Source organism: Nocardia pseudovaccinii NBRC 100343 (assembly GCF_001613225.1).
In the GTDB taxonomy this organism is placed as follows: Bacteria; Actinomycetota; Actinomycetes; order Mycobacteriales; family Mycobacteriaceae; genus Nocardia; species Nocardia pseudovaccinii.
In genome coordinates this window covers 1-14,987 of the sequence record NZ_BDBY01000039.1, presented here as the reverse complement: position 1 = coordinate 14,987, position 14,987 = coordinate 1, and the positions used below count along the sequence as shown (strand labels likewise).

13 protein-coding genes are annotated in these 14,987 nt (G+C 65.9%); 5 read left to right on the top strand and 8 right to left on the bottom strand.

Going from position 1 to position 14,987, the window contains the following annotated elements:
- The first annotated feature begins 199 nt into the window (after positions 1–199).
- From NP3_RS05580 to NP3_RS05560, 5 genes are all read left to right on the top strand, one after another.
- Positions 200–1,345, top strand: a complete 1,146-nt coding sequence (locus NP3_RS05580) for an acyl-CoA dehydrogenase family protein (RefSeq protein WP_063038449.1) — start codon at positions 200–202, stop codon at positions 1,343–1,345.
- A 226-nt stretch (positions 1,346–1,571) separates the two neighbouring features.
- The gene (locus NP3_RS05575; RefSeq protein ID WP_063038481.1) at positions 1,572–2,357 is read left to right on the top strand and encodes an alpha/beta fold hydrolase; all 786 of its coding nucleotides are present in this window, start codon (positions 1,572–1,574) and stop codon (positions 2,355–2,357) included.
- Positions 2,358–2,465: 108 nt separating this feature from the next.
- Positions 2,466–6,260, top strand: a complete 3,795-nt coding sequence (locus tag NP3_RS05570; protein WP_063038446.1) for a WD40 repeat domain-containing protein — start codon at positions 2,466–2,468, stop codon at positions 6,258–6,260.
- Positions 6,261–6,364: 104 nt separating this feature from the next.
- A complete protein-coding gene (locus NP3_RS05565) occupies positions 6,365–7,798 on the top strand; it encodes a phenylacetate--CoA ligase family protein (protein ID WP_063038444.1) in 1,434 nt (477 codons plus the stop codon).
- Positions 7,795–8,877 carry a ThiF family adenylyltransferase gene (locus NP3_RS05560; RefSeq protein ID WP_063038442.1) on the top strand — a complete coding sequence of 361 codons (1,083 nt, stop codon included), beginning with the start codon at positions 7,795–7,797 and terminating at the stop codon, positions 8,875–8,877. The genes NP3_RS05565 and NP3_RS05560 overlap by 4 nt, the downstream gene beginning before the upstream one ends.
- Here the strand turns inward: NP3_RS05560 and NP3_RS05555 are convergent.
- From NP3_RS05555 to NP3_RS05525, 8 genes are all read right to left on the bottom strand, one after another.
- On the bottom strand, positions 8,817–9,620 hold the full coding sequence (locus NP3_RS05555) for an MSMEG_1198 family transcriptional regulator (protein ID WP_245720827.1): 804 nt from the start codon (positions 9,618–9,620) through the stop codon (positions 8,817–8,819). The genes NP3_RS05560 and NP3_RS05555 overlap by 61 nt on opposite strands.
- Positions 9,621–10,319: 699 nt before the next feature.
- Positions 10,320–10,994 carry a hypothetical protein gene (locus NP3_RS05550; RefSeq protein ID WP_063038440.1) on the bottom strand — a complete coding sequence of 225 codons (675 nt, stop codon included), beginning with the start codon at positions 10,992–10,994 and terminating at the stop codon, positions 10,320–10,322.
- 75 nt (positions 10,995–11,069) lie between these two features.
- Complete coding sequence (locus NP3_RS05545; protein WP_373864731.1) at positions 11,070–11,705, bottom strand: class I SAM-dependent methyltransferase; 636 nt, start codon at positions 11,703–11,705, stop codon at positions 11,070–11,072.
- Between the two features lie 164 nt (positions 11,706–11,869).
- Complete coding sequence (locus NP3_RS05540; protein ID WP_063038436.1) at positions 11,870–12,859, bottom strand: MlaD family protein; 990 nt, start codon at positions 12,857–12,859, stop codon at positions 11,870–11,872.
- On the bottom strand, positions 12,856–13,842 hold the full coding sequence (locus tag NP3_RS05535) for an Mce/MlaD family protein (RefSeq protein ID WP_063038434.1): 987 nt from the start codon (positions 13,840–13,842) through the stop codon (positions 12,856–12,858). Before NP3_RS05535 ends, NP3_RS05540 begins: the two co-directional genes overlap by 4 nt.
- Positions 13,839–14,006, bottom strand: coding sequence for a hypothetical protein (locus NP3_RS47645; RefSeq protein WP_157124131.1), 168 nt, complete (start codon positions 14,004–14,006; stop codon positions 13,839–13,841). Before NP3_RS47645 ends, NP3_RS05535 begins: the two co-directional genes overlap by 4 nt.
- Positions 14,003–14,464, bottom strand: a complete 462-nt coding sequence (locus NP3_RS05530; protein ID WP_063038432.1) for a hypothetical protein — start codon at positions 14,462–14,464, stop codon at positions 14,003–14,005. The genes NP3_RS47645 and NP3_RS05530 overlap by 4 nt, the downstream gene beginning before the upstream one ends.
- Positions 14,461–14,987 (bottom strand): MlaD family protein (locus tag NP3_RS05525; RefSeq protein WP_157124129.1); only part of this gene is annotated, 527 nt, incomplete at its 5' end. The genes NP3_RS05525 and NP3_RS05530, both read right to left, overlap by 4 nt.

Sequence of the window (14,987 nt, the reverse complement as noted above, 5' to 3'; positions counted from 1 at the left end):
GGACGAACGGTCGCCGTGCGACGGTGCGGGCAACCTCGAGCGAATCCCCATGAGCGCATTCTCGCCGCAGCGGGCAGCTGGGGTGGCAGGTGAGGGTGGGATTTCAGGGTGGGAAGTGAACGGGGGTTCTTGTTGCGGGTAACGTATGGGGGAACGACGGGTCGGTGTGGACCGGCCGTGGGGTCACTAGGAGGTTGGCGTGGAGCGCACACTGTTCGAACCCGAACACGAGCTGTTCCGGGAGTCGTTCCGCAAGTTTCTCGATCAGCACGTCGCGCCGAATCACGCGAAGTGGGAAGAGCAGGGCATTGTCGACCGTGAGGTCTGGCTCCAGGCCGGTAAACAGGGATTCCTCGGCATGGCCATGCCGGAGGAGTACGGCGGCGGCGGGGTCAAGGATTTCCGCTACAACGCGATCGTCGCCGAGGAGTCGGTGCGCGGCCAGTACTCCGGCCTCGGCTTCGCCCTGCACAACGATGTGATCGCGCCTTATCTGCTCGAACTCGCCAACGATGAGCAGAAGCAGCGCTGGCTGCCCGGCTTCTGTTCCGGCGAGATCATCACCGCCATCGCGATGACCGAACCGGGCACCGGCTCCGACCTCCAGGGCATCAAGACCCGCGCGGTGCGCGACGGCGACGACTGGATCCTCAACGGCGCCAAAACCTTTATCACCAACGGCATCAACTCCGATATCGTCATCGTGGTCGCCCAGACCGATCCGGACAAGGGCGCGATGGGCTTCAGCCTGCTCGTCGTGGAACGCGGCACACCCGGTTTCGAACGCGGCCGCAACCTCGACAAGCTCGGTCTCAAGGCGCAGGACACCGCGGAGCTGAGCTTCACCGATGTCCGCGTTCCGGGTAAGAACCTGCTCGGCACCGAGGGCATGGGGTTCATCCACCTGATGAACAATCTGCCGCAGGAACGCCTGTCGATCGCTGTCATGGCGGCCGCGGCCATGGAAGCCTGCCTGGAGATGACGATCCAGTACGTGCGCGACCGCAAGGCCTTCGGTAAGCCGATCGGCGCCCTGCAGAACACCCGCTTCGTGCTGGCCGAACTGGCCACCAAGACCACCGCCGTCCGCGTCCTGGTCGACCGCTTCATCGAGGACCTCAACGCGGGCAAGCTGTCGGTCGAGGACGCCGCCATGGCCAAGTGGTGGAGCACCGAGGAGCAGCTCTACCTCATCGACCGCTGCCTGCAGCTGCACGGCGGGTACGGCTACATGAAGGAATACCCGATCGCCAAGGCCTACATGGACGCTCGCGTCCAGACCATCTACGGCGGCACTACCGAAATCATGAAGGAAATCATCGGTCGGTCCCTGAAACTGAGCTGATACCAACCGATTTCGCGTTCCAGCCGCAGGCTCCGGTCTGCGGCTGGGTGATCGAGCCTGTTGCGCCACCGGCCGAAGTTGTCTAGTCCTGTTATCGGGCCACCGCGGTTCGAAGGGCGAGGGAGAAGGTAGGTTGGGCACAGTGACGGAGCAGGCCCTCGGGCACGAGCACACATTCGGTACGAGCGCATTCGCGACCACATCCGATGGCCGTCGACTGCACTACATGGTGCGCGGAACCGGTGCTCCGACCGTGGTTTTCGAATCGGGTATGGGCTTTTCGCGGTCGATCTGGGGGTTGGTGCAGCCGGTGGTGGCCGAGCGCGTACGCGCCGTTGTCTACGACCGCGCCGGGAGCGGTCGCAGCGATGACGATCCGAACCCACGCACCCTCACCCGGATGGCCGACGACCTCGCCGTGGTGCTGGCGGAACTGGGGGAGGGTCCCTTCATTCTCGTCGGACACAGCTGGGGCGGCCCCATCGTCCGGGTCGCCGCGACCGCGGATCCGACCCGCATCCAGGGAATCGTGCTGGTCGATCAGAGCGACGAGAACTGCGAACTGTATTTCCTCCCCTCGGCGGAGAAGCGGTACGCGATGACCAGGGTCCTGCTGCCCAAACTCGCCCGCTCCGGCCTCTACCGCCTGCTCGGCAGCCGGATCGGCAGTAAACAGCCCGCCGATATCGCCGCCGATCACCGCGCCGAGGATTTCACCCCGCGCGCCGCGCGCACCATGCTCGCCGAACAGGACCAATTCAGCGCAGGCCTGCGAAACCTCCGCGACCAACCGCACGAACTCGGCGCGGTGCATGTCAGCGTCATCACCGGCACGAAACTTCCGAGAACCGACAAGACCACCCGAATCGCCCTGACCGCCGCCCACCGCCGCACCGCCGCCGCCCTCCGCAACGGCCGGCTGGTCGAGGCCGAGCGCTCGGGTCACCTCATCATGTTCACCGAACCCGACCTGATCGTCGACGAAATCCTCCGCATCGCGGACCGCGCCTAGGACCGGGTCCCAAGGGCAGCAACGGAATATGGGGCAGGGTCGGTAGTAGTCAATACAAGGTCCCTACGGCCCTTCCGGCTTCGCGCGCGAAAACCCTATGGTCAGAGCGTGGTAGGAGGGTGGGCCGGGGGGCTCGATCCCGCGGAAATTCGAACTCGCGAAGAATTCGCCGCTGCGCTGTCGGCCTTGCGCGTCGCGGCGGAGCTGACTGTCCGTCAGACCGTGGAACTTTCGGGATGTCCGCAGGGCACACTCAGCGGATGGTTTGCGGGACAACATGTTCCGACCGACGGCAATGAGAAGATGTTTCGCGCGGTGCTCGCCGTCTGCGGTATCGGCACGCGGGCGGAGCAGGAGCCCTGGCTGACCGCGGTCCGTCGGGTGCGCGGTACCACCGGGCGTCGCCGCCGCGATGACGAGAGTCCGTATCGAGGGCTGGAGCCGTTCCGATTCGATGATGCCGGTTGGTTTTTCGGACGCGCCGAACTCACCGCGGAATTGGTGGGCAAGGTCGATGTCCTGCTGCGCGCGCGGGGACGACCGCGCATTCTGTTCGTCATCGGAGCGTCGGGATCCGGCAAATCCTCCTTGTTGTCGGCGGGTCTGCTGCCCGCGCTGCAGGAGGAGGGACTCACCGCCGGTGTCGCGCTGCCGGGCACACATCCGCTGGACGCACTGCGCGAACTCGAAGAGACCGAGGTCGTCGTACTCGATCAGTTCGAGGAGACCTGGACCCAGTGCGAGGACGAGGTGCAGCGGGCGGCATTCCTGGAGGCGATCGCCGACCACCAGAGCACCCGAACGGTTTTCGTGCTCGGCCTGCGCGCGGACTTCTACCGGCACGCCGCGGAGGAATCGGTACTGCACGATGCGCTGGCCGCGAATACGGTGCTGGTCCGGCCGCTGAGCAGTGACGGCGTGCGCGAGGTCATCGTCGAACCGGCGCGCAAAGCGGGCTGGACCGTGGACGAGGACCTGGTGCAATTGCTGCTGCTCGAACTCGCACCGCACGGCTCCCGCGCAGCACACGATGCGGGTGCCCTGCCGCTGCTTTCGCACGCCCTGCTGCAGACCTGGCAGCGTGGTACCCGGCGGCGGATGACCGTCTTCGACTACAACGCGGTTGGGCGGATCGGGGGAGCGATCCAGCGCAGCGCCGACGCCGTCTATTCCGATCTCACCACCGCGCAACGTCAGATCGCGCGCCGCACCTTCCTGCGGTTGGTGACCATCGACGAAGAGAGCGTGACCCGGCGGCGGGTGCATCGTTCGGAACTGTTCTTCGACGACGACACCGCCGCCGACGTCAATGCCGTGATCGATCGCTTCTGCGCCCAGCGCCTGCTCACCTGTGAGGAGGAGACCGTCGAGATCACCCACGAGGCGATCATCGGCGCGTGGAACCGATTGTCGGACTGGGTGGACAGTGATCGCGGCGGCCTCATCGTGCACCGCAGACTCACCCACGCCGCCCAGGTCTGGCACGACAGTGGTTGCGATCCGGGCGAATTGCTCGGCCCGGCAAGGCTGCCGCTGGTGCAGGAATGGGCGAGCACCGGCGGTCACCACCGCGACCTGAATCAGCGCGAACGCGACTATCTCGCCGCCAGCTCAGCGAAACAGCAAGCCGCGATCCTCGCCCAGCGCCGCCGCACCCGCATCCTGCAGCGGCTGGTCGCGGCATTGGCGATGGCTTCGGTGGTTGCCCTCGTGCTTGCGCTGGCGGCCTACACCCAGCAGCAGAGTGCCGCGCAGGCGCGCGATGACGCGATGTCCCGGCAGATCGCACTGCAGGCAGTTCGATTGCGGGACAAGGACCCCGCGCTGTCGGCGCAACTGGCCTTGGCCGCCTATCGGGTCGAGCCGACATTGGAAGCGCGTTCGGCGCTATTGGATTCGAGCGCCGTGCACACGCCGGTGCGGTTCGTCGGGGAACACGCGGGGCGCACGGTCGTCGCCACGGATTCTCGTGGCACGCTGCTGGCCCTCGGTGCCGTGGATGCGACGGTCGGCCTCTACCAGGTGAGTGGGGGCACTACCCCGGCGAGCGAGGTCGGTCGGATCCCGGCACCCGCGGGACCGCCTGGGCCGCAGCCGATGGTGTTGGAGATCGGTCCGGGTGACGATGTCCTCGTCCGGATCACCGCCGGTCGGATCGAGCTGTGGAATGTCGTGGATCCGCGTGCACCGCATCTGCTTTCGACCGTGCACAGTCCCGGGGTCACCCACACCGGTGTGGCATTCAGCCCGGACCGACGCCAACTCGTCGCTGGCACCACCGATACCGGGCTGGCCAGATGGGATATCGCCGATCCCGCCCACCCGGTCGCCTTGCCCATGCTCGTCCTGCCCGCCGGTTCCCCGGTTGTGGCGTTCAGCCTGGACGGCACAATGCTGGCCGCGGCGGGACCCGAAGCGTCGGTGCGAATCTGGCGTCTGAGCGGAACCAACGCAGAGCAGGTCTTCGACCACGCTCGAGACGGTTCCACCGCGCAGGCGTTGGCGTTGCGGTTCAGCCCCGACAGCAAAACCCTTGTCGCGGGCGGCCGATCGCGCGAAGTGCTGCGCTGGCGCCTCGACGATCCGGGCGCACCGACCGAGTTGCCGAGACTGCGCGGATTCGACAGCTACATCAACGATCTGATCTTCAGCCCCGACGGATCCCGACTCGCCGCGGGCAGTTCCGATCACAGCACCCGCATCTGGAACACCACCACCGAATCGACCGAGCCCGAGCTGATCCTGCCGAATCTCGCGATCGTTGTCTCGGTGCGCTACGCGCTCGGTGGACGCATGATCATCACCGGTGACGAGACCGGCGTGGCACACCTGTGGCCACTGCCCGGCCCGGTGTTGCGCGGTGCGCAAAGCACCATCTATCAGACACCGATCGAGCGCACCGGCACCCGATTCCTCACCGGAACCGGCGCGGGCGACAGTCGTCCTCGCATCTGGGATATCACCGACCCGGCCACTCCGATCGACTACCCGGCGCTCGGGGTGGCCGATGACGAAAAGACCTGTGGTGCCGTCGCGTTCTCTGCCGACGGCACCCGCGCCGCCATCGGCACCCGCACCGGCCATATCTATCTCTGGGAGGTCCATGATCCCCGTCAGCCGCATCGGCTCGGGCAACCGATCGAAGCCGTCGAGGGCATCGTGGCCGCGATCGCCTTCAGCCCCGACGGATCCGTACTCGCGGTCGTCGGACAGGACAATCCGATCGCCACGATATGGAACCTCACGGACCCGAACACACCACAGCCCATCGCCGCCCTCGATCTGAAAGAGGCGTTGCCGAATCTGGTCGCCATCGACTCGACCGGCACCCTGCTCGCCATAGCCACCACCGATGACGTCGTGCGAGTATGGGACATCCGCGAGCGCGGCCGACCGCCTCGAGAACTGCCGTCGCTCAAAGGTTTCGACAACGACGTGGCCTCGGTGGCCTTCAGCCCGCAAGGCCGGACGATCGTCGCGGGCAGCACCGATCACACCGCCCGACTCTACGACCTGTCCGATCCCGAAGATCCGCGCGACCTCGGCACGCTCGACGGACCACCCGACCCGATCATCACGGTGAACTTCAGCCCCGACGGCCGCTACGTCGTCGGTGGCGGTGAGGGCAGCGATATCTGGATCTGGGATGTCATGGATCCGGATCGGCCACGCCGCGTCGCCGTGCTGACCGCATACACCGGCCGGGTCAACGACGCGGGCTACGCACTGGGCGGCCAACTGCTCATCGGCGCCGGTCCCGATAAAGTCGTGCGGCTGTGGGCGACCGATCCGGACCGCGTCGCCGATGCGCTGTGCGATAGCGGCAGCACCGGACTGAGCGCGGCCGAATGGCAGCGCTACCTGCCCGGCGTGCCGTCCCGACCGCTCTGTTCGACACGCTGACCCGCCGCGCAGCGCCTGTATGGACCTTGTATGGACTGTTCCGCATGGCGTTATCGCAGGTCGGACGATTGCGGAGCACTACTTCCGACTCAGGGACAACTATCATGTCGATACCTCTGCCAACCGTGAAACCGGACCCGGCACCGGGATTCCAACGTGCGCTCGGTGTTTTCCACCGTGCTGCTCGGCAGGTGCCCGCCTACGCGGACTTCCTCGCCGCGCACGGCGTCTACCCCGCCGATATCCACACCCTTGCCGATTTCGCCAATGTCCCCGCCATGACGAAAGAGAACTATCTGCACCGATATCCGCTCGACGCGCTGGTCTGGCGCGGCGATATCACCAGAGCCGGAACGTGGTCCACGAGTTCCGGTTCCACCGGACACCCGACCTATTGGCCGCGCGATATCGCCTCCCTCGACGAGAGTACCGAACTTTACGCGCGGATCTTCCAGCAGTGCTTCGGATCCCAGCGCCGTTCGACGCTGCTGGTGATCGGCTTTGCCATGGGCAACTGGATCGGCGGCACCTACACCTACACCGGTGCGCTGATGCTGCGCCGCCGCGGCCATCGACTCTCGGTCATCGCCCCTGGCATCGACGCCGAAACGATCCTGGACAATATCGCGACGCTCGGCCCGCGCTATGACCAAGTGGTGCTCGCGGGCTATCCGCCGTTCATCAAGGATGTGCTGGACCGCGCGTCCGAAGCGGTGCTGAGTCAGGATCTGCGAATCCTGTTGGCGGGGGAGGCGATCAGTGAGAACTGGCGTGACTGGGTGCTGCGGCGGATCGGCAAATCCGGTGACCCCACCGCAACCTGTCTGATGTACGGCACCGCTGATGCGGGCATCATGGGACACGAGACCGCGACCACCATCGCCGTGCGCCGACTGGCCGCGCGACAGCGCGTCGTCGGCACGGCACTGTTCGGTGCGGACGAAATCCAGCCCACCCTGGTCGAATACGATGCCGACTACCGCTTTGCCGAACTCGATGCCGAGCAGCGCTTCCTGTTCACCGTCGATACCGCGATCCCGTTGGTGCGCTACCGCATAAACGATCGGGGTGCGCTGTTCTCGGCCCCCGAGCTCGCGGATCTGGTCGGCGACAACAATATTCCGATTACCGCCTCGACCGCTTCGTGCGGATTCCTGGCGCTGCACCGGCGCACCGATATCGCCGCGTCCTTCTACGCGCTGAAGATCTACCCGGACAGCGTGCGAATGGCCTTGGAACATCCGGACATAGCCCCGACGGTGACCGGAAAGTTCGTACTCGCCACCAGCACCGGCAGGCAGTTCGAGCAGACCCTCACCCTGCGGGTCGAATTGCGCGCGGGCACGCACCCGATCGAGGGGTTCGCGGTGCGGCTGCGGCGGGCGGTCGTGGACGCGCTGGAACATACCAACACCGAATACCGCCGCCTGCACCGGACGCTGGGCGCGGCCGCCGAGCCCGAGATCAGCCTGCGGCCCTTCGCATCGGCCGGATTCGAAGCCGATATCAAACATCGCTGGACGGAGCGTGCGGCATGATCGAGATACTGCACCCTGAAAACGATTCCGCGCGGATCGCGGAATTGCTCGCACCCGGCTCCGGATTCCGCTACGTCGATGCGTGGGACGGCTGCCTACCCGAACTGGCCGCCCTCGACCATCCCCGGCTCGTTGCCGCCACACCGCAGGCACGAGCGGATATGGCGAATCACATCGCGTCGCTGCGCCGTAGCGGACCGGCCGCTCGCTTTATCGTCTTTCCTTGGCGTCGAACCGTGGTGAAACTGCCCGATGCCGAACACTTCTGGCGACTGCGCACGGCCCGCAACCGATTCCTGATCGCAACCCACGAGCAGCGAACCTGGTCGGAGGCTTTGATCGGCATCGCCGGGCTGAGCGTCGGCGCGGCGGCGCTCTCGGTCTGCTCGCTGACCGGCGCGCGACGCTTCCGCCTCGCCGAACGCGACACCCTCGGCACGACGAATCTCAACCGCTTGGCCGCCTCGGTCTGCGATCTGGGGGAGTCGAAACTGACACTCGCGCAACGCCGCACGCTGGAGGTCGACCCCTACACCCGGATCGATGCCTTCCCGCACGGCTATGTGCCCGAGTTCGCGGATGACTTCCTCGGCGGGCATGGCACCGAGCAGTTGGCGGTGCTGCTCGAGGAAATGGACGATCTGCCGATGAAATTCGATATTCGACGACGCGCGAAGGCAGCCGGAATTCCGGTCGTCATGGTCACCGACAACGGCGACAATGTGCTTCTCGATATCGAACGTTACGACCTCGACCCGGCCTATCCGATCCTGCACGGGCGTGTCGAATTCGCGGCGCACTGGTCGCTCGCCGAACTCGGCGATCCGGACCAACGGTCGCGGCTGGTCGGTGCCATAGTCGGCGGCGGACTCACCTCGCGGCTGCGCTATTCGCTCACCCAGGTGGGCCATACGCTGCCGAGCTGGCCGCAGCTCGGCACCGCGGCGACCATGGCCGGCGCCGTCGGCGCACTGGCCGCGCGTTTGATCGCGTGCGGTGACAGGCTGCGCTCCGGGCGCTATCGGGTGGATCTCGACGAACTGCTGCTCGGTGTGTCAGCCGTGAGTACGTCGTCGTGACCGTTGCGGCGGCACCAGCTGAGCAGGTAATGCGCGTGCACGCCGCACCACCGGTAGATCGCATTGGCGGTCAGCGGTAAGTCGGGATCGTGCTCGCCGCGTTCGAGCACGATCGGCCCGATATAGACGCTGGCCACCTTATTGGCGGTATTGAGACCGACCCGGGCGGCCTTGGCCAGTGAAACGGCATCGGTGGCGCGACCCGCGGCAATGGCTCCGGCCAGCCGCGCGGCCGTCTCACCGCGCTGCCCCTGGAACAGCCGATACAGCGGGGGCGGCGTGGCCGGCGGCGGCTCGAGATGTGGCCGCCGTCCGGTCGCCGCCGGGGGAATCGCCTCCAACAATGCCGGGACGCCAGAGGATTTCGAATAGAAGCCAGCCAATTCCGAAGACCTGAGCAGTGCTTCGTCCAGATGGTCGCGCTCCATGCTGTGCCCCTGCGCCGCCATCAGCACCGCGGCCTGGCGTTGCGCCGAACCCAGCATATCCAGCACGTCCAAGCCGTCGAAGCCGTATTCCAGCGCCGGATCGTTCCAGATCAGATCGGTGATCACCACATCGAAGCGGACCTGGTGCACGACCTCGCGCCGCACGGCCTGCCGGTCCAGCGCCACCGCGACGGTCGAACCAGCGAATGCTTGTTTCAGTACCGGCTCGATGACCCGACCCAGCGGCGAGGCCACCAGTATTCGCAGGTGCCCCATATCCCGTTCGAGCAACATATTGCCCGCACCCAGGCTCATCGGGTGATTCTTACACCCGTCGTGATCGGGTGCAGGCGAATTGCGGTACAGCACAGTGAATTTCCAGGAACTGATCCCGGTGAAATGTTTGGCTACCGGTGTGCAATGCCCAGAGTGTGCCCATGCGAACCCGAAGACTACGCGTCCTGCGGGAACTGTGGGGCGCCCTCGCGCCGAGTGGATCCTGTGGAGGGGAGGACACAGCCGACCGGTCCCGGTTCGCTGCGTCGTGACGAGGCCACCCGGTATCATTGCGCGGCCGTCCATTTGGACAGTGTGCTCGCCACCGAGGTGGTCGAGAAGGTGTTGGAAGAACCGCTGCGATCGGTCGCTCGTTCACCCGGGGTGGATCTGGTCGCGGTGGCCGAACACGCGGTGGCCGCCCGGACTCGCCATCCGATCCGTGATCTGGCGCTGTGCACTGTGCACTGTGCACTGTGCTACGTGCGAAGGCGCCGGAAGCTGGCGCGTCAGCAGAACGAGATCAGCCAGGTCTTCACCTTCGATCACGGTGCGCTGCTGAGTATTCGGGAGGCGGCTAGTGAAAGGACAGCCCGAACCGGCATCTGCTCGTCGGAGTCTTGTATGCCGTCGCCAGGGCGGTGGTCGGCATCGGCTCGGTGGCCGGGTGGTGACGGCCCTGGAGGCCGCCGCCACCTCGATCCTCGGCGGCTGAGCGACGACGGTGTCCGGCGGTTCTCATGGCGACATGCTGGTCGTTCGGGACGGCGCGATCGTCTCCGCATCCATTCGCGTGGCCTGACGCAGCAGGGCGGCGATGGTCGCGGCGGTCCAGCCGAGTTCCGCGCCGGGGCGGGTGGCGATGTACCCGGCGATCTCTTCGACTGTCCAGGCGTGGGATTCGGTCAGGCCAGCGGCGAGGTGGCGGATGTATGCGGCCGACGGTGGGTTGCCGGGCAGGTCGGTGTAGCGCCAAGGCGCGGTGATGGTGAGGACCGGATTCCCTTCGAAAGTGCCGGTGCAGACCAGGGTTTCGTAGCGACCGGGACCGAGTGTCACGCGGCCGTGGGTGATCGCTTCGCGCAGGTCCAGGTCGGTTCCGGGGGTTCGGTACATCTCCTGGGCGGCGATATCGCAGAACTGGTCGATGGTGACCAGATGGGCGCGGGCGGCGGTTTCACCGGACGCGTCGGGATCGTAGAAGGCTCGGCCGCCGGTCCAGGTCAGGGATTCGGTGGCGAAATATTGCAGGCCGGGCAGCGTCAGCGGTACCGATCGCAGCGGTTCGGCCCCGTGGCGGCAGCCGGGCAGCGTGATCGCGCCGCCGTCGGGTGTCCCGCCGACGAGGTAGCAGCGGAGGCGGCTCAGATGCATATTCGAGCCGTACGACGCGTACCACACGGTCTCGGTCATGGCGCTGATTCGGGCATCGCACCCGCCTTCGGGTCGGAAATCGCCTATGACACGAGCATGCCACGGGTGGCGGTATCAGCGCATTGCGACCGTGAGCACGTCCGGTACCAGCGAGTGCGGCAGTGGGCGACGCACCGGCCGCTGTTCGACAACGGTGAATCCGGCCGCCTGGACCAGCGAACGCATCTCCTCCGGCGGCGGAAAGTAGGCGAGCCCCCGCACCGCAGGCGGCTGTAGCGCCATTGCCCACCGGCTACGCGGATTATTGATCACGATCGCGAGCAACCCGCCGGGCGCCAGCACCCGATGGAACTCCGCGAGTGCCGCCGCATGATCGAAGAAATGGAAGGCGTGCGTGGACACCACCGCCTCCACCGCACCGTCGGGCAGGCCGAGATCCTCGGCTCGGCGATTGCGCCAGTTCACCCGATCCGATCGTGACCGCGCCCGCCTCAACATCCCCACCGACGCATCGCAGCCGTACACCACATCCGGGTGCAGTTCGCGTTCGATGCGGGCGGCGAGAATGCCGGTGCCGCAGCCGATATCGGCGATCCGCCGCGCCCCGCCGATCCGCAATTGCGCGATGATCTCGTCCTGTGGTGGGCGATAGGCCACCCGTTGCAGCATCGGGAAGTTGTAGAGCTGCGCGGCTCGGTTCCAGCCGTGGGTCACCAGCCCGTTGAGTGCGCGTGTTGGCGATTCCGATATCGCAGACATCGCTGTCCCTTCGAAGACGTCACCACAGCCTAAGTTGTCTGGGACGGAATCGGAACTCTGGTCCGTGCTGTGCTGGCGGCGTGGCTGACTCGTGGGGATATAGATTTCCGCAAAGAGTGATGTGTCAGTCCGCTGAGCGTTGCTGTCTCAGGAGGTTATTTGACGGTGATCTGGAAGTTCAGTGTGCCATCGGTGCTGGTGGTATTGAGCGCCTGCGTGATGAGACCGCCGATATCCAAGGGCTGCACGGCATTTGCCGCCAGCGCGGCCACGGGCCGCACGAGCGGGATCATGGCCGCCAGATCCGGTCCGATCTGGTCGAGCCGCACGGAAAGTTGCCGCAGCAACGGCACGAGCCCGACCGTCTCGTTGGTATCGGTCAGGTAGTCGGCGGGCACATCGCCCTTGCGGATCACCCGCGCGATCGAGGCCGCCACTTCACCCACTCGCGGTCCGAACGCGGCCCACGGTCCGGAGGCATCGTGCAACGCGGGCCCGGACCACGACATATCGGTGGCCTCGGTCTGGAAGGCGAGCAGCATGTCGCGGATGACATCCGAACGGGCGAGCAGCATGGCCGCGAGCAGATCCGTGGACCGGGACAGCTGCGGGACGACCGCCTCGGTCCCCGCCAGTCCATGGCTGAAGGTTTCGATAATGGCGCCCATTGCCTGCGGATCGAGCTGGTTCAGGATGCGGGTCGCCGTTTGGGCAACTTCCGGGATGGAGATCGGCATGACGATCTTGTCCGCGGCCACCGTCTGCCCGTCGCGCAGATACGGGCCCGCACCGCCGCCGCGCGGGCGGAAGTCCAGATAGGACTCGCCGAGTCCGGACAGACTCTCGATCCGCGCAATGCTCGAGGTCGGGATGTGGTACTTGTCATCGACGCGGAAGCGCACGGAAACCTTTGTACCGGTATGCGATACCGAGGTGACCTGGCCGACCTCGATGCCGGACAGCAGCACCTTGGACCGAGGCAGCAGACCGCCGGAGTCGGTGAGCACCATGGTGGCCTCGGTGTACTCCTCGAGCCAGCCGACCTTTATCACACCGAAACTCGAGTAGCTGCTGCCGATCACCAGGATCGCCGCGATGGCGGCCAGCGAGACGGCCGAACTCGGTTTGACGGCAGGGGATTTCATCGCACCATGCCGATCATGCGCAGGCTCGCGATAATGCGATCGACCTGGTCATCGGTGGATACGGCCGAGTCCTCGACGCCGATTCGGGTCAGATCAACTCTCGGGCCTCGCTGCACGAATGGGATGACTTTGTCGCGCAACAGCGCAACCAGCCGGTTGAGGTTGGACGGCGCGGACAGGTCGAGCGGGTCGGCCGCCAACAGCATGGGCACGAACGCCTTGGCGGCGGCATCTCCGGCCTGCAGCAACGGGCCGAGCCAGGCGATGGCGTGGCCGATGACGCCGAGCGCGCCGACGACACCCAGGGTGTACACCAGCGAATTCGCGAAGGCCGGAATATCGCGCGCGCCGCGCTCGGAGAGCAACGCATCCAACTCCTCCCGGTTTTCCAGCACCGCCCCGACGTCGTGCTGTATCGCGTCGAGCAGGCGGCCGACCGAGTCCAGATTGTCGGCCACATCCTGGGCGTCGTGGCCGAGGGTGTCGAAGATCCGTGCGGTCTCGGTCGGCTGGGCGGGCAGGACGGCATTGGCGCGATCGACGATCTCCTGCATGCTGTGCAGCGCACCGCCGCCGATGAAGGTCGACATGGCCGCCATCAGATCCTCGATCTGCAGCGCGGGTCTGGTCTGTTGCAGCGGAATGGTACCGCCCGGTGCGATGGTGGTGGCGAAATCGGTTGGGGGAGTGGTAAGTCCGATGTAGATATCGACGATGGCGTCGATCCGGCCGCTGTCCCGGGCGGATGGATCGACCACCGTGACGCTGCGCAGGCTGCCGATCCGGGCGCCATTGGCCACCACCTTGGCCTGCTTCGGCAGATTCAGCGCATTCGCGAATTCGATCCGCACCTGATAGGTCGGACCCGTCACCGACGCACCCGGCACCGGCACCGATGACGGATCGAAACCGCAACCGCCGAGCAGCATCACCGCCGCCGCGCACCCGGATCCGACCCGTCGCAGCAGAACCGACTTTCTCATCGCGCACCTACCGGAGCGAACACGAGCGCGGCCAGATCGACGTCATCGAGCCCGTTCGCCACGCTGCGGCACCGCCCAGGCGGCACCGCATTCACCGCGGCACAGATCTGTTCGGCATTCTGCTGTGGCAGTGCGACTTTCGGCGGGGCATAGGTGAGCTTCACCCGCCCGGTCCGCGGGTCGATCGCCCGCTGGATCGCTCCGACGCCGGGATCATATCCACGATCTGTTGCAGCTTCCCGACATTGGCGCTCAACAAGCGCAGGTACGGCGCGAGATCGTCGAGTCCGCGCAGCATCTCGCGGCCGTACTTGCGTGAGATGTCATTGAACATCGGCAGGTCGACGAGCAGCGAATCGACCAATTGCACCACCTTCTGCCAGATCTCGTTGACGAAGGCGATGCCCGCCCCGGCATTCACCAGCGCGGTTTTGATATCCGCCCAGTTGGTCGAGATGCTGGCCGACAGCTGCCCGAGCGCGTCGATGAGCGCCCCGATATGTCCGATGGCGGCATCGGGGGCGCGTAGCGCGGTGCCGAGATCCTTGATCAGGGCATTGATGGCGGGAAGCTTTTCCTGGAATGCGGTGAACACATCGGACAGCTCACGCAGCAGCGTCACCAGATGTGGTGAGCGGCCGCCGATCTGGGCGGAGATCGATTCCAGATTGCCGACAAGGTGGCGAGTACGGCCTGCCGGTCCGATACATACGAGCTGAGCCGCCCGATCACATCGAGCGCGGGCCCGATCCCGGCACCATTGCCCTCGTTCACCGCGAGCACGCTCTCGGTGAACTGGTTCAGCGCGCCGGGGGAGAATTCCTGCAGCACCGGCTGTAAACCATTGAAGAGCTGGGTGATTTCGAACGATGGGATGGTGTGATCGGTCCCGATGGTGCTACCGTCGGCCAGATTCGGCGTCGGATGCTCGGGCTGGCGGAGATGGATATAGCGTTGTCCGGTCAGCGACTGGTAGTGAATGGCGAACACGCTGGCGTCGTAGACAGGCCGATCCCGCTGCACCGTCAATTCGACAGCGGCACGGCCATTTTCGAGAGAAATGTCCTGCACCTTGCCGACCGCGACACCGTACATGCGCACGTCGTCACCGGTCTTCAGGCCATTGGCGTCGGTGAATTCCGTAC

Bases quoted from the DNA above. Each gene is read 5' to 3' on its own strand.
- NP3_RS05575 (WP_063038481.1), top strand. From the start codon at position 1,572: ATGGTGCGCGGAACCGGTGCTCCGACCGTGGTTTTCGAATCGGGTATG.
- NP3_RS05565 (WP_063038444.1), top strand. From the start codon at position 6,365: ATGTCGATACCTCTGCCAACCGTGAAACCGGACCCGGCACCGGGATTC.
- NP3_RS05560 (WP_063038442.1), top strand. From the start codon at position 7,795: ATGATCGAGATACTGCACCCTGAAAACGATTCCGCGCGGATCGCGGAA.
- NP3_RS05555 (WP_245720827.1), bottom strand. From the start codon at position 9,620: ATGAGCCTGGGTGCGGGCAATATGTTGCTCGAACGGGATATGGGGCAC.
- NP3_RS05550 (WP_063038440.1), bottom strand. From the start codon at position 10,994: ATGACCGAGACCGTGTGGTACGCGTCGTACGGCTCGAATATGCATCTG.
- NP3_RS05540 (WP_063038436.1), bottom strand. From the start codon at position 12,859: ATGAAATCCCCTGCCGTCAAACCGAGTTCGGCCGTCTCGCTGGCCGCC.
- NP3_RS05535 (WP_063038434.1), bottom strand. From the start codon at position 13,842: ATGAGAAAGTCGGTTCTGCTGCGACGGGTCGGATCCGGGTGCGCGGCG.